The organism is Maritalea mobilis (assembly GCF_019800885.1).
In the GTDB taxonomy this organism is placed as follows: Bacteria; Pseudomonadota; Alphaproteobacteria; order Rhodobacterales; family Rhodobacteraceae; genus Roseibacterium; species Roseibacterium beibuensis.
On the sequence record NZ_JAHVKE010000001.1, the window covers coordinates 1,563,826 to 1,584,368 of the forward strand.

Genomic DNA, 20,543 nt, shown 5'->3' on the forward strand with positions numbered 1-20,543 from the left:
AGGGAATTGCCATGCCCGAGACAGTCCTGAACAGCGAGATCGTCACCATTCCGTGCCTCGAGGACAACTACGCCTTCCTGCTCCACGACACGCGCACGGGGGCCACGGCATTGATCGACGCCCCCGAGGCCGCGCCGATCCGCGAGGCGCTGGATGCGCGCGGCTGGCATCTGACCGATATCCTGATCACCCATCATCACTGGGATCATGTCGATGGCCTGACCGAGTTGCGCACCCATTACGGCGCCAGGGTCTGGGGGGCGGCCGCCGATGCCGAACGCCTGCCGCCGCTGGACCATGCCCTGTCCGAGGGCGACACGGTCACGATCGGCGATCTGGAAGGTCGGGTGATCGACGTCTCCGGTCACACGATCGGGCATATCGCCTACTACTTTCCTGCGGCGGGGGCCGTCTTTACCGCCGATAGCCTGATGGCCTTGGGATGTGGCCGGCTGTTCGAGGGGACGGCGGCACAGATGTACGAAAGCCTGTCGAAGCTCGCCGCGCTGCCGCCCGAGACGCTGGTCTGCTCCGGCCACGAATACACCCAGTCCAACGCCCGCTTCGCCCTGACCATTGATCCCGAGAACGCGGCGCTTATCTCTAGGGCAGCCAAGATCGACGCGGCACGCGCTGCAGGACAAGCCACGGTGCCGTCGACCCTCGCCGAAGAATGCGCCACGAACCCCTTTCTGCGCGCCGCAAAACCCGGAATAGCCGACCGATTGGGCATGGCCCAGGCCGACCCCGTCGCGGTTTTCGCCGAAATTCGGGCCCGAAAGGACCGGTTCTGAAGCTGCCCCGCCCGCCTGCCCTGTGCATCGCGCGATTCACCGCTGCCCGTTCCTTGGGCAGCCATCCGCGACCGATGAGACGGGTTTCAAGGACTTGTGCCTCAGGACAGAACGAACACAGTCCTTTGAGCAGAAATTTCTTGAAACGCGCCGATAAAAACCAAACCTTAACCTTATGAGGCCATGATCGAGGAGCGGCCTAGGCCCCGACTCGATGACACCGAAAGGAGCACGCCTGTGCCATCTTTTTCGAACACCCTAGAGCAGGCCATCCACGCTGCCCTCGCCAACGCGAATGCACGGCGTCACGAGCTTGCAACGCTAGAACATCTTCTTCTCGCGCTGATCGACGAACCCGATGCGCAGAAGGTGATGAAGGCGTGCAGCGTCGATCTTGAAGAGCTGCGCCAGACGCTGGTGCAATTCATCGAGGATGATCTTTCAACCCTCGTCACGGATGTCGAAGGCTCCGAAGCGGTGCCCACCGCCGCCTTCCAGCGCGTCATCCAGCGCGCCGCGATCCATGTCCAGTCCTCGGGCCGGACCGAGGTGACGGGCGCCAACGTCCTCGTCGCCATCTTCGCCGAGCGCGAGTCGAACGCGGCCTATTTCCTTCAGGAACAGGACATGACCCGCTACGACGCGGTCAACTTCATCGCCCATGGCGTGGCCAAGGATCCATCCTATGGTGAACAGCGCCCCGTGACCGGCGCCACCGAGGACGAAGACGAAGCGACTTCTGCCGCGCAGGCGCAGGCGCCCGAGGGCGAAGGCAAGGAATCGGCGCTGGCGAAATACTGCGTCGACCTGAACGCCAAGGCCGAAAAGGGCGATGTCGATCCGCTGATCGGCCGCGACCACGAGGTGGAACGCTGCATCCAGGTGCTGTGCCGCCGCCGCAAGAACAACCCGCTCCTGGTGGGCGATCCGGGCGTGGGCAAGACCGCCATCGCCGAAGGCTTGGCGAAGAAGATCGTCGAAGGCCAGACACCCGAGGTGTTGCAGGGCGCCACGATCTATTCGCTCGACATGGGCGCGCTTCTGGCCGGCACCCGTTATCGCGGCGATTTCGAGGAACGTCTGAAGGCGGTCGTCAAGGAACTCGAAGATCACCCCGACGCGGTGCTCTTCATCGACGAGATCCACACCGTGATCGGTGCGGGCGCGACCTCGGGCGGGGCGATGGACGCCTCGAACCTGCTGAAGCCCGCGCTTCAGGGCGGCAAGCTGCGCTGCATGGGCTCCACCACCTACAAGGAGTTTCGCCAGCACTTCGAAAAGGACCGCGCGCTCAGCCGCCGGTTCCAGAAGATCGACGTGACCGAGCCCTCGGTCGAGGATGCGGTAAAGATCCTCAAGGGCCTCAAGCCCTATTTCGAGGAACATCACTCGGTCAAATACACCAATGACGCGATCAAGACCGCGGTGGAGCTGTCCGCGCGCTACATCAACGACCGCAAACTGCCCGACAAGGCCATCGACGTGATCGACGAGGCCGGCGCGGCGCAGCATCTTGTGGCGGAATCCAAGCGCCGCAAGTCCATCGGCGCCAAGGAGATCGAGGCCGTCGTGGCCAAGATCGCCCGCATTCCGCCCAAGAACGTCTCGAAGGACGACTCCGAGATGCTCAAGGACCTGGAGAGCACGCTCAAGCGCGTGGTCTTCGGCCAGGATGCCGCCATCGACGCCCTGTCGAGCGCGATCAAGCTGGCCCGCGCGGGCCTGCGCGAACCGGAAAAGCCAATCGGCAACTATCTGTTCGCCGGTCCCACCGGCGTCGGCAAGACCGAGGTCGCCAAGCAATTGGCCGACACGCTCGGGGTCGAATTGCTGCGGTTCGACATGTCGGAATACATGGAGAAACACGCCGTCAGCCGCCTGATCGGCGCGCCTCCGGGCTATGTCGGCTTCGACCAGGGCGGTCTGCTGACCGATGGCGTGGACCAGCATCCGCATTGCGTGCTGCTGCTCGACGAGATCGAGAAGGCGCATCCGGACGTATTCAACATCCTGCTGCAGGTCATGGACCACGGCACGCTGACGGATCACAACGGCCGGTCGGTCGATTTCCGCAACGTGATCCTGATCATGACCTCGAACGCGGGCGCCGCGGAACAGGCCAAGGCGGCCATCGGCTTCGGCCGCGACCGCCGCGAGGGCGAGGATACCGCCGCGATCGAGCGGACCTTCACGCCGGAATTCCGCAACCGTCTGGACGCGGTGATCTCCTTCGGCGCGCTGCCGAAAGAGGTGATCCTGCAGGTGGTCGAGAAGTTCGTGCTGCAACTGGAAGCGCAGTTGATGGATCGCAACGTGACCATCGAACTGACCAAGCCCGCGGCCGAATGGCTGGCCGACAAGGGCTATGACGACCGGATGGGCGCCCGCCCGCTTGGCCGCGTGATCCAAGAGCACATCAAGAAGCCGCTGGCCGAGGAACTGCTCTTCGGCAAGCTTGCGAAGGGCGGTGTCGTGAAGGTCGGCGTCAAGGATGGCGAGATCGACCTGCGCATCGAAGAACCGGGCAACCCGCGCCTGTCTTCGAAAAAACCGCCGCTTCTCACGGCGGAATGATCCGCGCCCGAAAACCTTTCACGGCGGCCCTGACCGGGGCCGCCGTTTTCACATCCGCCGCCTGGGCCGACCCGCCCGCCCTGCTTTTCCCGCTGGATTGCACCCTGGGCGAAACCTGTTTCCTGCAGCAATTCATGGACCGCGATCCCGGCCCCGGCTGGCGCGATTTCACCTGCGGACCGGCCAGCTATGACGGCCACACGGGCACGGACATCCGCGTCGCGGATTTCGAGGCGATGGCGGCGGGCTGGCCCGTGCGCGCCGCGGCCCCGGGCATCGTGCGCGCCACGCGCGACGGGGTGCCTGATGGCGGGACAGCTGCCGCGCCCGAGGGCCAAGGCTGCGGCAACGGGGTGGTGATCGACCACCAAGACGGCTGGCAGACGCAGTACTGCCACCTGGCCGAAGGCTCCATAGCCGTGGCGTCGGGTGATGCGGTCGAGGCCGGAACACCCCTGGGCGAGATCGGTTACTCCGGCAATACCGAGTTCCCGCATGTCGAGTTCCTGTTGCGCCAGAACGGCACACCGGTCGATCCGTTCGACCCCGGCGACCTGTCAACTTGCGGTAGCGGAGCGGCTCCGCTGTGGTCAGAGCCGATCCCGGTGCGCGGCGGTGGCCTTCTCTCCATCGGGTTTTCGCCTGGCGTGCCGGAGTACGACGCGATCCAGGCCGGCACGGCGGATGCAGAGACGCTGGCCGCTGATGCGCCCATCGTGCTGTGGGGCTTCGTCCATGGCGGACGGGAGGGGGATGCTCTGCTCTTCCGCATCTTCGGCCCCGATGGCACGGCTATTCACGAGAACCGCGTGGAACTCGACCGCACCCAAGCCCAGCTGTTTCGCGCCTCCGGGCGGCGGCCCCCGGCAGAGGGCTGGCCCGCAGGCGCCTATGCCGGCGAGGTGACCCTGGTCCGGGGCACGGAGATCCTGCACCATCGCCGCGTGACGATCCCGGTCAGGCCCTAGCGTTCGGTCAGTTTCAACTCGATGCGGCGGTTCTGCGCCTGCCCGGCATCGGTGTCGTTCGACGCGATGGGGGAATATTCGCCGAAGCCCGTCGCCGCCAGGCGGTTGGGCGGGAAATCCAGCTCCTCGGTCATGAAACGCACCACCGACAAGGCCCGCGCCTGGCTCAACTCCCAATTGTTCGCATAATCGGCATTGGGGCGGAGTTGCTGGTCATCGGTATGGCCATCCACCCGCACGATCCAGTCGATCGAGGGCGGGATCTCGTCGGCGATGTCGAGGAGCAGGTCAGCCACGTTCTCGATCTGCGCCAACCCCTCGGGCGACAGGTCGGCCGAGCCGACCTCGAACAGCACCTCGGAGGAAAAGACGAAGCGATCTCCCTCGATCCGCACCCCCTCGCGGCCTTCCAGCAGGTCGCGCAGGCGGCCGAAAAACTCGGACCGGTAGCGCTCCAACTCCTCGGCCTCGGCGGCAAGGCGGGCGGCCTCGGCGGCCTCCAACTCGGCGCGGGCGCTTTCCTCGGCAGCCAGTTGGGCCAGCGCGGTGTTGAGGCGCGACCCGAGCGCTTCGATCTGCACCTGCGCTTCCTCGTCCCGCTCCTGCGCATCGTCCAGCAGGGACTGAAGCGACCCCAGCTGCTGGCGCAGGGCCGCGACCTGTTCATTGAGCAGGGCCACCTGCCGCGCGCTTTCGGCGGACGCGGCCTCGGCTTGCTCCAACTCAAGATTGGCCTGTGCCAGAAGGGCCGCGCGCTGTTCGGCGGCACTCATGGCCTCGCGCATTTCGGCTTCGGCGGCGAGGCGCGCAGCCAGCGCCTCGGACAATTGCGCTTCGAGATCGGCCAATTCTCCGCCGCCCTCGGCAAGGCGGGTTTCGGCGGCCTCGGCCCGCGCCTCGGCATCGGCGATGCGGGCTTCCAATTCCGCCAAACGGGCGGCGGCGCTGGCCTCAGCGGACTCGATCCGCGACAGGGCAAGGGCGAGTTGCGCTTCGAGTTCGGACAATTCGCGGGTTTGGTCGGCGCCTTCGCTTTCCATCCGCGCCAGTTCCGCCTCGGCGGCGGCCAGTTGCTCTTCGAGGGTTGCCACCTCACCCTGCCCCGCCTCGGCCTGGGCAAGGGCGGCGGCCAGCCGGGTTGCCAGATCGTCGCGGTTGGCCTCCGCCGCGGCCAGGAGCGTCAGGGTTTCCTCGGCGCGGCGACGCTGTTCCTCGAGGGCCAGCGTCATGGCCGTCAGTTCGGCCTGCGCGTTTTCCAGCCGCGCGCGCAAGGCCTCGGCGGCGGCGGCCTCGGCAAGCCGCGCGGCCTCTTCCTCGGTCAGGGCCGCCTCGGCGTCGGCAAGGCGTTCGCGCAGCGCCTCGGCGGCAGCAAGTTCTTGCAACCGCGCGGCTTCGGCGGCGTCCAGATCCCCTTCCAGTTCGGCCACACGAGCCACAGCGCCCTCGACCTCGGCCAGCGCGGCAAGGGTTTGGGCAAGCGAGGTTTCGCGGGTCGCGGCCTCGGCCTCCAGCTCGGCCACGAGGGATTCGAGCGCCTCGCGGCGGGCGGCGGCAAGCCGGGCCTCTTCGGCGGCAGCGTCGATCTCGGAGCGCGCCTGTGCAAGCGCCAGTTGCAGGGCCTCTGCCTCGGACATGGCCTCGGCCGCTTCGGCCTGGGCCGCATCCCGCGCGAGGCCGAGGTCCCGGTTTTCGGCCAAAAGCGCCGCGACCTGGTCCTCGAAATCCGCGATCTGGGCGGCCTGCGCCTCTGTCTCCGAGGTCAGTGACGCGATCAGCGCCGCCTGTGCGGCGACCTCGTCCTGCGCGGTGGCAAGGTTCCCCGACAAGGTGGCGACCCGGGTTTCCAACCGGTCGGCGCGGCTCGTCTCCAGCCCCAGGGCCTCGGACAACTCGTTGAGTTGCGCGTTGAGCGCATTCAACTCGTCATCCTGGTTGGTGATCTCTTCGCGCAGGACATATTGCACGACCATGAAAATGGTCAGCAGGAAGATCATCACCATCAACAGCGCGGTGATCGCATCGACGAAGCCCGGCCAGATCGAACCGGAGAAGCGGTTTCCGGCGCGGCGGTGAAAGGCCATGCTGCCCTACCCCCCGCCGTCCGACGGTGTCTCGCTCGGCTCGGCGCGGCGGGCGGCGGCGGCAACGCGGCGCGGTTGCACCGGCGCGCGGGCGGCTTGGGTCAAGGCGCGCAGGGCATCCGTCAACCCGGCGATATCCTCGCGCAGCAGGCTCACATCCGACGCGCGCCCCTCGCCCAGTTCCTCGAAAATCTGGAAAAGTTGCACGTCGATGGAGCGCAGCCGCATCCGGCTTTCTTCGTCCAGCCCGTGTTCGGTGGTGGACTGCGCCTCGATCACCTGCGCCAGACGGTCCTGCGCGGCGGCAAGGCGGGCGGCGGCCTCGACCTGCCCGCTGCCCATCTGGTCGGTCAGCGCGCCGAGACGGTCGGACAATTCGGCCAGCCGGGCATCGGTTTCCGCGCGGCGCGTCTCGGATTGCGAGAACAGGCTTTGCAGCGTTTCAATCTGATCGACCATGTGGTCGAGCACGGTGGCAATCGCCCCGCGATCCACGCCGCCTTCCCCATCGCCCGAGGAAAAGCTGACCCGCGTGATCGAGGCGAGCCATTCCTCCATCTCGCGGTAGAAGCGGTTCTGCCCATGGCCGGCGAACAGCTCAAGCAGGCCCACGACAAGCGAACCGGCCAGCCCCAGCAGCGAGGATGCAAAGGCCGTGCCCATGCCGCCCAGTTGATCCTCCAACCCGTTCATTAGGCGTCCGAAAACGGCAAGCCCCTCCTCGCCCTCGGTCGGCTGGAGCGAGCGGATGGTCTCGACCACGGCGGGAACCGTGGTGGCAAGGCCAAAGAACGTGCCCAGAAGGCCAAGGAAAATCAGCAGGTTCGCGATGTATCGCGTGATGTCGCGGCTTTCTTCCATCCGCGCGCCGACCGAGTCGAGAATTGACTTGGACGTGCCGGGCGTGATCTGCATCCGCGATCCACGCAGGCGCAGGATGCCCGTGGCCGCCGCCAGAAGTTGCGGCGGCTTCTCGACCTGGTCCTGCGCGCTGGCACTCGCGACCTGCTCGATCCAAGCGACCGAGGAAAACAGCTGGAACACCTGCCAGAAACAGGCAAGCACGCCCACGACGAAAACAACGCCGATGGTGCCGTTCAGGTAGGGGCTGGACAGGAACACCGGCTGCACCCGCGGCCAGACGAGGACACCGCCCGCGATGACGCAGCCAAGGATCAGCAGCATCAGGACGATCTGACGGGTCGGTCGGATGATACGCGGCGCCGTCGCGCCGTCGGCTCTGCTCGCCATGGCCCTCTCAGCCATTTCTAGGTGTTTTCTGTGCAAACACTACTACCAGTTGCGTCTCATGCCAATGGCAGAGCGCGGGCTTACGCGGTTTTCAGGGCCTGGACACGCTCCACCAGCCAGTCGAGATCGGCATCGGCGAGGCCCAGCTCCCGCAAATGGGCCGCCGTGTTGAACAGGTATTCGTCGTTCGGCCCCCGCCCACCGGTCGCGCCCGCGATGATCTGCGCCTGGTCTTCCAGCGACAGGCTGCCGCGATACTGGTCGTGCTCGGCGTCGATCACGTAGGTCAGAACATCCGCCAGACGCGTTCGGTCGCCATGCAACTCCACCTCCTGCCGGGTTTCCACGTAGGCCGAGGAGATCAATTCCCGTTCGCGCAGATAGTCGATGGTCTGCGCGGCGTAGCGCGCCTCGACCCGAAAGGCCAAACCATCGCAATGCGCGCCCTCGGCGGCGTCGAGTGCAAGCACCAGGCCGGGGTTTTCGACCGTGCCCCGATGGTGGATCGAGGACATGCAGAACGACCGGTGCCAGTGATGCAGGCGCGCCACCTGCGCCTCGGCCACCGGGAACCCCGGGTTCCACAGAAGCGACCCGTAGCCGAACACCCACAAATCGCCGTCCATTTCCGTGGTCATCGCCCGTGGCCCTTTTCGTTCGGCCCGGCTATATCCGGTGCCACGGGGCAGGGTGAAGAGGCGAATGCGATGCGACGGCTGATTTCCGGTCTGGTGGTGCTGGCGGCGTTGGCCTCCGGCTGGTGGGCGTTCTACGCGTGGAGCACCGGGAATGTCGTCGCGGCCTGGTTCGCGGACCGGGCCGAGGAAGGCTGGCTCGCGAATTACAGCGACGTGTCGGTGGGTGGTTTCCCGGCGCAATTCACCACGCGGGTCGAGGGGCTGGAGCTGGCCGACCCGGACACGGGCTGGGTCTGGACGGCCCCCATCATCACGCTCGAACAACGCGTATTCCGCCCCGACCACCTGCGCGCCATCGGGCCGTCCGAACAGGCCCTCGCCTCCCCTCGGGAACGGCTGACCATCCGGTCCGAGGCCATACGCTCGGACCTCGATGTTCAGCCCGCGGCACGGTTTGCGCTGGATGCCTCGGATACGGAGTTGCGCGGGGTCGAAATCAGCTCGACCGAAGGCTGGTCGATGCGCCTGCCCGAGGGGCGGCTGACCGGCCAGCGGGTCGAGGGCGAGGATGACACCTACGACGTGGCCTTCCGCGCGAGCGGGCTGGTGCCCCCGGCGCCGATGGCAGCAGTTCTCGACCCGGCAGGCGTGTTGCCCGAGGCCATCGGCGAGGTGATCTACACCGCCCGCATGGCCTTCGACCGCCCCTGGGATCTAGGCGCGATCGAGGATCGGCGGCCACAGATCACCCGGCTGGACCTCGACGAGGCGGCAGCCAGTTGGGGGGCGATGCTGTTCCGCGCGACGGGGGCCTTGGACGTCGACGCCCAGGGCCAGCCCGATGGCGAGATTTCCGTACGCGCCGAGAACTGGCGCGCCATGGTGGACCTGGCGGTGAACGCAGGCGCCCTACCCGAGCAGTTGCAGAGCAGTGTCGAGGGGGTTTTGGGCGTTGTCGCGGGCTTGTCGGGCAGCCCGGACAATATCGACGCGACGCTCGCCTTTCGCGACGGCCGCGTGTTCCTTGGGCCCATTCCCCTCGGCCCCGCACCGCGTCTTGTCCTGCGCTGAGCCTTTTCAAAACCCGTCGCAGTCACGGCTTTATTCACAAGCTTATCCACCAAAAACCGGCGTAGGCCATGGTTTCACCCACAGCCTAGCGGCAGTAGGACCCGCTCCGGTAAGACGCCACGTCGAGGTGGAAATGGTCTTGGTGAAAGCGGTCCGAGTTCGGCCCAAGGACCGTGCCAAACGGGCCGCAGGCGCCTTGGTGCATCGCTTGCAAAAGCGGCCCGGAGCTCCGGTCGCGCCAGCCACCCAGAACCGTCAGTTCAGAGCCGTTCGCCAGCCCGATCCCGGCAATGTCGACCGCATTGCCAAGCGCATGTTCGCTGAGCCGCGCCCCGGGTTGCGAGTTCCGCGTCCGGCAGGAGTAGGAGGCGATGACCCGGATATTGGCGACGCCGCCACCGCGACGTCCGACCGTGGGCACGACGCTCTGCTGCACCCAGTCCTGCAAGGCCGTGGCGGTATCGCAATTGATCGTCGCCGGTGTGGTCAAGGGGATCCCGTCAACCGCCCGTAGGCGCACAGGCTCGGCGATCCCACAGCCCGTGATCCGGCCCGTGATCGTCTCCAACCGGTCCCCTTCCAGCCCGGCTCGTCCGCAAAGCTGCCCGCGACGGCCCGGCTGCGTGACACGCCCGGGTGTCTGCCGGGTCGCGGCGGCCCGCACGCGGGTCTCCAGGCCTGCCGGACGCAGCACCGGTCGCAGGGACTCGGCCACGGCCAGCGCGGTCGCGCCGGGAACCACGGTGATCCGGCGCGGCGGCAGCAGGGCCGAAAACAGACCGGGGCGGCGGCTCTCGGTCACGATGGCCGGAGTCGCGGCGGGAGCGGTGCCTGCGTCGGGCTCGGCGGTTGGGGCGATGGGCGCGGCACCGGGCCGCGTGACGGGGCGCAGGGATTGCGACGGCGCCCGCGCGGTCGCGGCGACGACAACCCGCGTCACGGCCGGGGCCGCGGCCTCGCCTCGCATGATCGGGCGCGGGGATCGGTCTGGCGCTTCGGCGGCGGCATGGACCGCGGCAAGGGCAAGCGCCCCGCCCAGGATCGCCGCCCGCAGCTTCACCCCTCCGCCTCTTCCGCCTTGCGCGGCTTGGCGTGGGTGCGGCCGAAATCCGGGGCGTCGGTATCCTGCCCCGCCTCGATGATGCCGCGACGGATCGCGCGGGTCCGGGTGAAATAGTCGAACAGGTGGTCGCCGTCCCCGGTGCGGATCGCGCGTTGCAGGGCGAAAAGCTCCTCGGTGAAGCGCCCGAGGATTTCCAGCGTGGCATCCTTGTTCGACAGGAACACGTCGCGCCACATGGTGGGATCCGAGGCGGCGATACGCGTGAAGTCGCGGAAACCGGCGGCGGAATACTTGATGACCTCGCTATCGGTCACGCGGCGCAGGTCATCGGCCACACCCACCATAGTGTAGGCAATCAGGTGCGGCGTGTGGCTGGTCACGGCGAGGACGAGATCGTGGTGATCGGCATCCATTTCCTCGACATTGGCGCCACAGCCTTCCCAGAAGGCGCGCAATTTCGCGACGGCCTCGGTATCCGTGCCGGGATCCGGAGTCAGCAAGACGTAGCGGTTGTCGAAAAGCTCGGCAAAGCCGGACCGCGGGCCGGAATGCTCGGTCCCGGCCAGCGGGTGGCCGGGGACGAAATGCACCCCCTCGGGCAGATGCGGGGCGACGGCGGCGATCACGTCGCGCTTGACCGAGCCGACATCGGTGATCGTGGCGCCGGGGGCGAGATGGGGGGCGATCTCCTTGGTGACGGCCTCCATCGCGCCGACGGGCACGGCAAGAACGACCAGATCGGCGCCCTCGACAGCCTCGGCCGCTGTTTCAACGATCCGGTCGCAAAGGCCGATCTCGGCGGCCACCTTGCGCGTCTCGGCGGACCGGGCGGTGCCCACGATCTCGCCCGCCAGCCCCGCGCGGCGCATGGCATGGGCCATGGACCCGGCGATCAGGCCCAGGCCGATCAGGGCAACGCGATTGTAGATCACGCTCATGCCGCCCCCTTGAAGCTGCCCAAGGCGTCCAGCACGCGGGTGTTGTCCTCGGGGCGACCAACGGTGATGCGCAGGCATTCCGGCAGGCCATAGCTTCGCGGATGCCGCACGATGATGCCTTGGGTCTTGAGGTGTTCATCGGCGGCGACGGCCTCGGCCTCGCCGGCAAATCGAGCCAGCACGAAATTCGCATGGCTGTCGTCGCAGGCGATGCCCATCTGGCGCAACCCGCCGGTCAGGCGCGCGCGTTCCTCGGCGTTCACGCGGACACACTCGGCGACCCACTCGGTATCGCGCACCGCCGCCTCGGCCCCGGCCAGCGCGATCCCCGACAGGTTGAACGGCCCGCGGATGCGGTTGAGCACGTCGATGATCGCCTGCGGCGCGTAGCCATAGCCGACACGCAACCCGCCCAAGCCATAGGCCTTGGAGAAGGTCCGGGTCATCACGACAGTCTCGCGCGTCTCCACCAGCGATTTTCCACCGTCATAGCCCTCGGCAAACTCGGCATAGGCCCCGTCGAGGATCAGCAGGCAGGTCTCCGGCAACCCATCGGCCAGCCGCGCCAGATCGGCCATCGGGATCATGGTCGCCGTGGGGTTGGCCGGGTTGGCGATGAAGACCAGACGGGTCTTGTCAGTGGCCATTTCCAGCAGGGCGTCGACATCCACCATCCGGTCACGCTCGGGCGCCACGATGGGAGTTGCCCCGGCAGCCAGCGCGCTGATGCGATACATGCCGAAGCCATGCGTGGTATACAGCACCTCGTCCCCCGGCCCGGCATAGGCCTGGCAAAGGAAATGGATGATCTCATCCGACCCCACGCCGCAGATGACACGGTCGGCGTCCAGCCCATGCACCTCGGCAATGGCGGCGCGCAGGGCGGCATGATCGGTCGAGGGGTAGCGATGCGCCTGACCCAACACACCCTGCATTGCTGCAACGGCGGCGGGCGAGGGTCCGAACGGGTTTTCGTTCGAGCTGAGCTTCAGCGGTTCGGCTTGGCCCTCGATCTCGGACTGCCCGCCCTGGTAAAGGGCGATGTCGAGGATGCTGGGCTGCGGGCGGATCTGCGTGGCCATGTCACAAGTCTCAAGACGCAAGGATTTCGCGGGGTTCTAGCGGGAGTTTGCCCCCATGGGAACCGCTATCAATAGAAGCTTTGCGGGTCGATATCGACGGAGAGACGCAGGTTGGTCGGCAGCTTCACGCCGTCGGTCCAGCGCCGGATCGCCCCTTGCAGCGCGACGCCCTTGGGGGCCTTGACCAAAAGGCGCACGCGATGACGCCCGCGCACCCGCGCGATGGGCGCAGGCGCAGGACCGTAGACCACCGCACCCACAGCCCGCAGCGCGTCGTCATGGCGCGCAAGATGATTGCCCAGATCAAAGGCCGAGGCCGCGTCGGGCGCGCTGATGATGATGCCGGCCAGCCTGCCATAGGGCGGCATGCCCGCCTGTTCGCGCTCCGCCGCCTCGGCCCGCCAGAAGCCTTCCTCGTCGCCCGACAGGATGGCGCGGATCACCGGGTGATCGGGCTGGAAGGTTTGCAGCAGGGCCACGCCCCGTTTCTCCGCCCGCCCGGCGCGGCCCGCCACCTGCCGCATCAGTTGGAAGGTCCGCTCCGCCGCACGCAGGTCGCCGCCCTGAAGGCCAAGGTCCGCATCGACCACGCCCACCAGCGTCAGGCGCGGGAAATTGTGCCCCTTGGCCACCAGTTGCGTGCCGATGATGATATCAGTGTCACCCTGCGCGATCTCTTCGATCTGGGCCTTCAGCGCGCGGGCGCTTCCGAACAGGTCCGAGGACAGGATCGCCAGTTTTGCATCGGGAAAGGCGCGCGCGGCCTCTTCGGCGACACGCTCGACACCCGGGCCAACGGCGGCCATCTTCCCTTCCACCCCGCAGGAGGGGCAGACCTCGGGCAAGGGTTTCGTCTCGCCGCATTGGTGGCAGACAAGGCGTTTCTGGAACCGGTGCTCGACCATGCGCGCATCGCAATGATCGCACCCCACCTGCGCCCCGCAGGCCCGGCAGAGCGTCACCGGAGCATAGCCGCGACGGTTCAGGAACAAGAGCGCCTGTTCCCCGTTCTGGATGCGCTTGGCGACCTCGCCCGTCAGGCGCGGCGACAACCAGCTTTGCGCGGGCAGATCCTGCGTGCGCATGTCGATGGCGGCCATCTCGGGCAAGACCGCCTCGCCGAAGCGCGCGGTCAGGTCCAGCCGCGCGTATTTCCCCGCCTCGGCATTGGCCCAGCTTTCAAGCGATGGCGTGGCCGAGGCCAGCACCACCTGCGCATCGTTCAGGCTGGCGCGCAGCACAGCCATGTCGCGGGCGTTGTAAAGCGCGCCTTCCTCCTGCTTGTAGGAACTGTCGTGTTCCTCATCGACCACGATCAGGCCAAGGTCGCGATACGGCAGGAACAGCGCCGATCGTGCGCCGACGACCAGTTGCGCGGCACCTTGGCCGACCATCTTCCACGCGCGGCGGCGTTCGGTCATGGTCACGCCCGAATGCCATTCGGCGGGTTTCGCGCCGAACCGCGCCTCGACCCGCGTCAGAAATTCGCTGGTCAGGGCGATCTCGGGCAGAAGAACCAGCGCCTGCCGCCCCTGCCGCAGGCATTCGGCGACGGCCTCCAGATAGACCTCGGTCTTGCCGGACCCGGTGACGCCTTTCAGCAGGGTCGTGCCGTAGCGCCGCGCGGCCATGCCGGTGCGCAACGCCTCGGCGGCGCTGGCCTGATCCTCGGTCAACTCCTTGCTGGGCAGGTCGGGATCCAGTGGCAGGTAGGGCGCATCGCGGGGCGTGTCGGCCTCCTCGACCACGCCCTGCTTCGCCAACCCCTTGATGACCGAGGTCGACACGCCCGCAAGGCTGGACAACTCGGAAAGCGTGAAGCCCAAGCCACCGTATTCCACCAGCGTGTCGATCACGCGCTGCCGCGCATCGGTCATGCGGTCAGGCTCCCCCTGCCCCAGCCGGTAGATCTTGCGCATGGAGGGCGGATCGCTCAGGCCCGGCACGCGGGTGGCCAGCCGCAACATCTGGCTGAGCGGGGTCAGCGTGTAGGCCCCGGCCTTTTCAAGGAAGCTGCGCAATTCGCCACGCATCGGGGCGGCCTCCAGCACGCGATTGACCGCGCGCAGCTTGCCCGCGTCGAAATCGCCCGCGCCCTCGCCCCAGACAACGCCCAGCACCTTGCGCGGCCCCAGCGGCACCTCGACGAAGGCGCCCAGCCAGCAGCCGCCCTCGGGCGCGCGGTAGTCCAGAACGCGGTCCAGCGGCTCGGGCGTCAGGATACCGACGCGCGCGCCTTCTTCGAAATACTCCCGGCTCATGCCTTTTCGCTGCCCGACCCTTGCGCTAGAAGGCCGCTAGATGACCATGGCCTGCCCGCGAAAGGAAGCCGAGCGATGAAATTCTTTGTGGATACCGCCGACATCGACGCAATCCGCGACCTGTCCGAGCTGGGGATCGTGGATGGGGTGACGACAAACCCCTCGCTGATCATGAAATCCGGCCGCGATATCAAGGAAGTCACCAAGGAGATCTGCGACCTGGTCGACGGCCCCGTCAGCGCCGAAACCATCGCACTCGATGCCGAAGGCATGGTGGCCGAGGGCCGCGAACTGGCCAAGATCGCCGATAACATCGCGATCAAGGTGCCGCTGACCTGGGAAGGCCTTAAGGCCTGCAAGACGCTGACCGGCGAAGGCCGCATGGTCAACGTGACGCTGTGTTTCTCGGCCAACCAGGCGCTTCTGGCCGCCAAGGCCGGCGCGACCTTCATCTCGCCCTTCATCGGTCGCCTCGACGACCTGAACCTCGACGGGATGGATCTGATCGCCGAGATTCGCCAGATCTACGACAATTACGGGTTCGAGACCGAGATCCTCGCCGCCTCGATCCGCAGTGTGAACCACATGAAACAAGCCGCTCTGATCGGCGCGGATGTGGCGACGGCCCCCCCGGGCGTCATCAAGTCGATGGCCAGCCACGTGATGACCGACAAGGGCCTCGATGCCTTCCTCAAGGATTGGGAAAAGACCGGTCAGAAGATCCTCTGATCCCTCGATTGCAGAACGCGAAAGGGCGGCCAACTGGCCGCCCTTTTTTGCATCCGGTCATCGCTGTTCATTCGGCGGGAACGGCGCTGCGCCCCGCGCGCTGCTCGCCGCCAATCCGCGCCTCGAACAGCCCGGCGCCCCACATCCCCGCGACGATCGACACCAGGGCAAGGATCGCGGCGACCGACAGGGTCGGAACACCGGCCAGACCGGCACCGACCGTGCAGCCGCCAGCCAGAACGCCGCCGACGCCCATCAACGCGGCCCCCGACAGGGTTCGGCCCATCTGCACGGGGCTGGTGAACGCCTCCCACGCGAAGCGGCGCGCGGCGATGGCCGCGACGATGGCCCCCGCCAGGACGCCGCCGATCAGGCCCACGCCAAAACCCGGCTCGACCAGGCTGGCCGCCACGCCCCAGAACAGGGAATCGGCCCAGGGCTTCGTGAAGGACAGGCTTTCCAGCGCAATCGGATCGAACTCGTCGTAAAGAACAAAGCCGGTTCCGACCCAGCCGAGCGGCACCAAGGCCCCCAGCAACGCGGCCCCCGACAGCATCCACAGGCCCGCGCCGGAGCGCCACGCCACGCCAAGTGCCGCCACGGCCAGCAGCGCCGCCCAGATCGCGGCACCGCCGGGCAGGGCCGCAAGGCTGACTGCCGCGCCCAGATCAACGGTGGCGGCGGACAGGCCCGTGCGCACCGGCGACAACGCGCCTTGCAGAGTTGCATGGGCGAACACGGCGAAGACGAACAGCGCCGTCAGGGCCCGCAAATTGCCTGCACCGCTCAGCACCGTCAGACGCGAGATGCAGCCCCGCGCCAGCACGGCGCCCACGCCGAACAGCAGCCCGCCCACGGTGATCCCCACGACCGGCAGCGCCGAGACGTGGAACCTGTGCGCATCGAACGAGACCCAGCCCAGCGCGACGGCGGCCTGCGTTCCGAGGATCGAAACCGCCAGCGCCATGGCCCAGACACCGCGCGCCGATGCGCGCTCTTCTACCGGGCCGGCGACGGCGCGCCGCAGGCAGAAGCGTGTCAGTTGCGCCAAGGCCCCGAAGGCAAGGCCCAGCGCGAGGCCCAGCCAGAGAGATGCCGCACGGGGCGAGAGATCGAGGGCGAGCGTTTCGTACATATCCACCTCCGGGAAAGTGCTGTGGCCATGGGCCAGTCGGCGGGCATCTAGACGATATCGGCAGCCATGCAAGCGGCGGGCGAAGGGCGATCAGCCTTTCTGGCAACGGCCGGGCGAACGAGCGTTCCGGTTTCTCCGCGAAACAAGGCCGCATCGGACCACATGTTCGCATACCCCAACCGTTTGGACCTTTCTGCGCCTCGGCGATGCGAATTGCCGTCCCGTCGGGGACCTTACTGCAACAACGGCCCGCAACTCCCTCAGCCGATGGCAAAAAAACTGGCCCGAACCGCTTGGCTCATGTTATGAGCCGTACCAACAAGGTGAAAAACCGAATAAAAGCACGAGGCAGCACAGTGAGCAGCGAACCGGCCGGGGCGCGTCCCGGATATTTCGACGATTGGCGTGAACGTGTGATCTCGGACCCCGAGTTGATCCTCGAGGACCGCGACCTGATGCGCGCGCTGATCTCGGCCAATGACCGCCAGATGGGCGGCAATATCGTGGACATGCGCGGCATCGCGATGGAGCGGTTGCAGAACCGGCTCGACCGGCTGGAGGACACGCATCGCTCGGTCATCGCGGCGGCCTATGAAAACCTCGCCGGCACCAACCAGGTGCATCGCGCGATCCTGAAACTGCTCGACGAGTCGGAATTCACCGACTTTCTGAAGGTTCTGGGCACGGATGTTGCGGGCATCCTGCGCGTCGATCGTATCCGCCTTGTCCTCGAGTCGCCCGAAGCGACCGAGACCGAGGCGCCGCGCGTTCAGAAGCTCGAGGATGTGCTGACCGTTGTCGCCCCGGGGTTCGTCGAAGACTACATCACCGGCGGGCGCGACATCCCGCACAAGCAGGTGACCCTGCGCCAGGTTGGCATGGGCTGCGACCGGATCTTCGGGGACGAGGCCGCGACCTGGATCAAGTCCGAAGCGTTGATGGTCCTCGATTTCGGCCCCGGACGCCTGCCCGGCCTTCTGGTCATGGGCGCCGAGGACCCGCACCAGTTCCGCCCCAGCCAGGGCACCGACCTTCTGACCTTCTTCGCCGGTGTCTTCGAACGGCTGATGCGGGGCTGGCTGGGCTGAGGCGATGAGCCTTGCGCTGACCCCGGCGATCCGCGACCTACTGGACAGCTGGCTAACCCATGAACGCGCGATCAAGGGCGCGTCCGAGGCGACGCTGAGGGCCTATGGCGCGGATGTGACGGGCTTTCTTGCGTTTCAGGCCGAGTATCTTGGCGGCGCACCCGGCCCTGCGGCCCTGCGCGGCCTTGGCCCGCGCGAATTGCGGGCGTGGATGGCCGATCAGCGCGGGCGCGGTGTCGGCGCACGTTCGCTGGCGCGGCGGCTATCTGCCGTCAAAGGCTTCTACAGCTGGTGGGCCGAACGTGACGGGTTCGACGCGACCGCCATCCTGTCCCTGCGCGCGCCCAAGCATCAACGCCGCCTGCCCCGCCCCCTGACCGAGGGTGGCGCACGCAACATGATAGACGGGGTCGGCGAGCAGGACGCGCGCGACTGGGTCGCGGCCCGCGATATCGCGGTGATCACCCTGCTCTACGGCTGCGGCCTGCGGATATCCGAAGCCCTGGGCCTCGACGCCCGCCTGATCCCCCTGCCCGAGGTACTGCGCATTCGGGGCAAGGGCGGCAAGGAACGCGAATTGCCTGTCCTTCCCGCCGCCCGCGCCGCCGTGGATCGTTACGCGGCGCTCTGCCCGCATGACCTGCCCCCCGGAACGCCGATGTTTCGCGGCATTCGGGGTGGCGCGCTCGGGCCCCGCGCCGTAGCCAAGGTCATGGAAAAGACCCGGATGCAGCTTGGCCTGCCCTCTTCGGCGACACCGCATGCGATGCGGCACAGCTTTGCCACGCATCTGCTGAATGCCGGTGGCGACCTGCGCGCGATCCAGGAATTGTTGGGGCATGCGTCGCTGTCCACCACCCAGGCCTATACCGCCGTCGACACCGCGCGCCTGCTCGACGTCTATCGATCAGCGCATCCATCCGCCCGCAAGCGCGCCTGATCCGTCACGGAACGGTTGCATGTGCCGGGGCAAGCAGGCATCACCGCAGCCCATGAGCCCACGCCTCCAAGCCCTCTCCGTTCATCTCTTCACCGCCATCGGAGCCTCGCTCGCCATGCTGGCGCTGCACGAGGCGTTCGAGCGCAACTGGGAGATGATGGCGATCTGGCTGGCGGTTGCCTTCGTCGTGGACGGGATCGACGGGCCGCTGGCGCGCAGCGTGGACGTAAAGCGCAATTTCCCCGAGATCGACGGCGTCCTGATGGACCTGATCATCGATTTTCTCACCTATGTCGTGATCCCGGCCTATGCGCTTTATGCCTCGGGGCTTCTGCCCGGCTGGACCGGATGGGTGGCTGTCCTGCTGATCCCCTTCGCCAGCGTCGTCTATTTCTCGGACACAAGGATGAAGACGGCCGACAACAGCTTTGCCGGGTTTCCCGGCTGCTGGAACATGGCGGTGCTGGCGCTGCTGGTGGTCACGCCGCCATGGTGGATCACGGCGGCCCTGGTCGTGATCCTGACCGTGGCGATGTTCCTGCCGCTGAAATTCATCCACCCCGTGCGCACCGTGCGCTGGCGGTGGCTGTCGCTCCCCATCGCGTTGATCTGGACCGGGGGCATCGCATGGGCAGCCTGGACGGGCTTTGCCGAGAACCCGGCGCTCACCGTGACCGTGGCGATCACGTCGGTTTACCTTCTGTCGGCGGGCATCCTGCAACAGGTGATCCCGACGCGCGACTAGCCGTCGGTATCCGCGCCGCCCTCTGCCTCTGCCTCTGCCTCGGCCTCGGCGGAAAGATCCGCGCGCAGGGCGGCCCAATCCTCGAAACTGGTTCGGATCGGCATGTCTCCAAGCCGCGTGGCCACGCGGGAGGCCATCCCCTCGACGGCATCCGAGACCTCGGACATCACCGCAAGGCCAAGGGCAACGGTAGCGGCGGTCATCACCACCCAATCCACGGCGGCTGAACCGGCTTCGGAGTGCACAAAGGAACGCGACAAGTCAGGCAAACGGGTCATGGGGCCGGCCTAGACCCCAAATCGTTCGATTCTTTGACGATGGCGCCGATCAGGCGCCGCGATCGCGGATGATCCCCGAGAACCCATCGAAAATCGGCTCGGACGCAGCGATCACTTGGCCGTCCGTGAGGATCTCCTGCCCGTCGCGGATGGGCTGCACGAGGCCACCGGCCTCTTTCACCAGCAGGATCCCCGCCGCAACGTCCCAAGCGTTCAAGCCGCGCTCCCAGTAGCCGTCATAGCGGCCCGCCGCGACATAGGCGAGGTCAAGCGCGGCCGATCCCCAGCGGCGCACCCCCGCGCAAGCGGGCATCAGGCGCGCCAGATCCTGCAAGGTCGCGGGCAGGTATTTCGCCCCTCCAAAGGGCACCCCGGTTGCGAAGATGCACTCGATCATCCGGTTGCGGCCCGAGACGCGCAGGCGCTGGCTGTCGTTCAGCCAGGCCCCGGCGCCCTTCTCGGCGTAGAACATCTCGTCCTTGGCGGGGTCGTAGACGACACCGGCCACGATCTCGCCCTTGTGCTCCAAGGCGATGGAGATGGCCCAATGCGGCATCCCGTGCAGGAAATTCGTGGTGCCGTCGAGCGGGTCCACGATCCAGCGCCGGGTCGGGTCCTTGCCCTCGATCTCGGTGCCTTCTTCGCCGAGGAACCCGTAATTCGGACGGGCCTCCATCAACTCGGTGCGGATGATCTCCTCGGCGGCGCGGTCGGCGCGGCTGACGAAGTCGCCCGGCCCCTTGGACGAGACCTGGAGGTTCTCGACCTCGCGGAAATCCTTGACGAGGCTGCGCGCGGCCTTGCGCGCGGCCTTGATCATCACGTTGAGGTTGGCGGAGCCTTGCATGGTCTCGATCCTTCGGAAACTGCCCGCGCGCCATAACGGAGCGCGCGCGACTTGCCAAGG

At 67.1% G+C, this 20,543-nt stretch carries 17 protein-coding genes and 1 pseudogene; 8 read left to right on the forward strand and 10 right to left on the reverse strand.

The features are described 5' to 3' along the window. Positions 1-11 precede the first annotated feature (11 nt). From gloB to KUV65_RS07570, 3 genes and pseudogenes are all read left to right on the forward strand, one after another. Positions 12-794: a hydroxyacylglutathione hydrolase gene (gloB, locus tag KUV65_RS07560; protein WP_222189041.1), complete on the forward strand. Its 783-nt coding sequence runs from the start codon at positions 12-14 to the stop codon at positions 792-794. Positions 795-1,031: 237 nt separating this feature from the next. After that, positions 1,032-3,344 (forward strand): annotated as a pseudogene (gene clpA, locus KUV65_RS07565) (ATP-dependent Clp protease ATP-binding subunit ClpA); the annotation flags it as partial. 20 nt (positions 3,345-3,364) lie between these two features. Next, a complete protein-coding gene (locus tag KUV65_RS07570; RefSeq protein ID WP_222189045.1) occupies positions 3,365-4,336 on the forward strand; it encodes a M23 family metallopeptidase in 972 nt (323 codons plus the stop codon). Here the strand turns inward: KUV65_RS07570 and KUV65_RS07575 are convergent. The 3 genes from KUV65_RS07575 to KUV65_RS07585 form a co-directional block, all read right to left on the reverse strand. Then, positions 4,333-6,417, reverse strand: a complete 2,085-nt coding sequence (locus KUV65_RS07575; RefSeq protein ID WP_222189047.1) for a peptidoglycan -binding protein — start codon at positions 6,415-6,417, stop codon at positions 4,333-4,335. The two genes, KUV65_RS07570 and KUV65_RS07575, sit on opposite strands and share 4 nt — an antisense overlap. A gap of 6 nt (positions 6,418-6,423) precedes the next feature. After that, positions 6,424-7,668 (reverse strand): hypothetical protein, encoded by a 1,245-nt coding sequence (locus tag KUV65_RS07580; protein ID WP_222189049.1) that lies wholly within the window; start codon positions 7,666-7,668, stop codon positions 6,424-6,426. A gap of 80 nt (positions 7,669-7,748) precedes the next feature. Further along, entirely contained in the window at positions 7,749-8,306 is a 558-nt protein-coding gene (locus tag KUV65_RS07585) for a gamma-glutamylcyclotransferase (protein WP_261331611.1), read from the reverse strand. Positions 8,307-8,375: 69 nt separating this feature from the next. Here KUV65_RS07585 and KUV65_RS07590 point away from each other — a divergent pair, with 69 nt between their 5' ends. Then, on the forward strand, positions 8,376-9,377 hold the full coding sequence (locus tag KUV65_RS07590) for a DUF2125 domain-containing protein (protein WP_222189051.1): 1,002 nt from the start codon (positions 8,376-8,378) through the stop codon (positions 9,375-9,377). A gap of 85 nt (positions 9,378-9,462) precedes the next feature. Here KUV65_RS07590 and KUV65_RS07595 read toward each other — a convergent pair whose 3' ends face one another. The 4 genes from KUV65_RS07595 to KUV65_RS07610 all read right to left on the reverse strand — a co-directional run bounded on the left by KUV65_RS07595 (position 9,463) and on the right by KUV65_RS07610 (position 14,721). After that, positions 9,463-10,437, reverse strand: a complete 975-nt coding sequence (locus tag KUV65_RS07595) for an extensin-like domain-containing protein (protein ID WP_222189053.1) — start codon at positions 10,435-10,437, stop codon at positions 9,463-9,465. Continuing rightward, the gene (locus KUV65_RS07600; protein ID WP_222189055.1) at positions 10,434-11,378 is read right to left on the reverse strand and encodes a prephenate/arogenate dehydrogenase family protein; all 945 of its coding nucleotides are present in this window, start codon (positions 11,376-11,378) and stop codon (positions 10,434-10,436) included. The genes KUV65_RS07595 and KUV65_RS07600 overlap by 4 nt, the downstream gene beginning before the upstream one ends. Then, entirely contained in the window at positions 11,375-12,460 is a 1,086-nt protein-coding gene (gene hisC / locus KUV65_RS07605; RefSeq protein ID WP_222189057.1) for a histidinol-phosphate transaminase, read from the reverse strand. Before hisC ends, KUV65_RS07600 begins: the two co-directional genes overlap by 4 nt. Before the next feature lie 68 nt (positions 12,461-12,528). Further along, the gene (locus KUV65_RS07610; protein WP_222189058.1) at positions 12,529-14,721 is read right to left on the reverse strand and encodes a primosomal protein N'; all 2,193 of its coding nucleotides are present in this window, start codon (positions 14,719-14,721) and stop codon (positions 12,529-12,531) included. Positions 14,722-14,796: 75 nt separating this feature from the next. Here KUV65_RS07610 and fsa point away from each other — a divergent pair, with 75 nt between their 5' ends. After that, positions 14,797-15,450, forward strand: coding sequence for a fructose-6-phosphate aldolase (fsa, locus tag KUV65_RS07615; protein ID WP_222189060.1), 654 nt, complete (start codon positions 14,797-14,799; stop codon positions 15,448-15,450). Between the two features lie 67 nt (positions 15,451-15,517). Here the strand turns inward: fsa and KUV65_RS07620 are convergent, their stop codons facing one another. Next, positions 15,518-16,585, reverse strand: a complete 1,068-nt coding sequence (locus tag KUV65_RS07620) for a YeeE/YedE family protein (RefSeq protein WP_222189062.1) — start codon at positions 16,583-16,585, stop codon at positions 15,518-15,520. 356 nt (positions 16,586-16,941) lie between these two features. Between KUV65_RS07620 and KUV65_RS07625 the strand changes: the two genes are divergently transcribed. The 3 genes from KUV65_RS07625 to KUV65_RS07635 are packed head-to-tail and all read left to right on the forward strand — an operon-like array spanning position 16,942 to position 19,358. After that, entirely contained in the window at positions 16,942-17,673 is a 732-nt protein-coding gene (locus tag KUV65_RS07625; RefSeq protein ID WP_222189064.1) for a DUF484 family protein, read from the forward strand. 4 nt (positions 17,674-17,677) lie between these two features. After that, positions 17,678-18,613 (forward strand): tyrosine recombinase XerC, encoded by a 936-nt coding sequence (locus KUV65_RS07630; RefSeq protein WP_222189066.1) that lies wholly within the window; start codon positions 17,678-17,680, stop codon positions 18,611-18,613. 52 nt (positions 18,614-18,665) lie between these two features. Continuing rightward, the gene (locus KUV65_RS07635; RefSeq protein ID WP_222189068.1) at positions 18,666-19,358 is read left to right on the forward strand and encodes a CDP-alcohol phosphatidyltransferase family protein; all 693 of its coding nucleotides are present in this window, start codon (positions 18,666-18,668) and stop codon (positions 19,356-19,358) included. Here the strand turns inward: KUV65_RS07635 and KUV65_RS07640 are convergent. Together KUV65_RS07640 and KUV65_RS07645 are read right to left on the reverse strand one after the other, a co-directional pair. Continuing rightward, the gene (locus KUV65_RS07640; protein WP_222189070.1) at positions 19,355-19,618 is read right to left on the reverse strand and encodes a hypothetical protein; all 264 of its coding nucleotides are present in this window, start codon (positions 19,616-19,618) and stop codon (positions 19,355-19,357) included. The genes KUV65_RS07635 and KUV65_RS07640 overlap by 4 nt on opposite strands. Positions 19,619-19,685: 67 nt before the next feature. Then, positions 19,686-20,483, reverse strand: coding sequence for an inositol monophosphatase family protein (locus KUV65_RS07645; protein WP_222189071.1), 798 nt, complete (start codon positions 20,481-20,483; stop codon positions 19,686-19,688). Positions 20,484-20,543 lie beyond the last annotated feature (60 nt).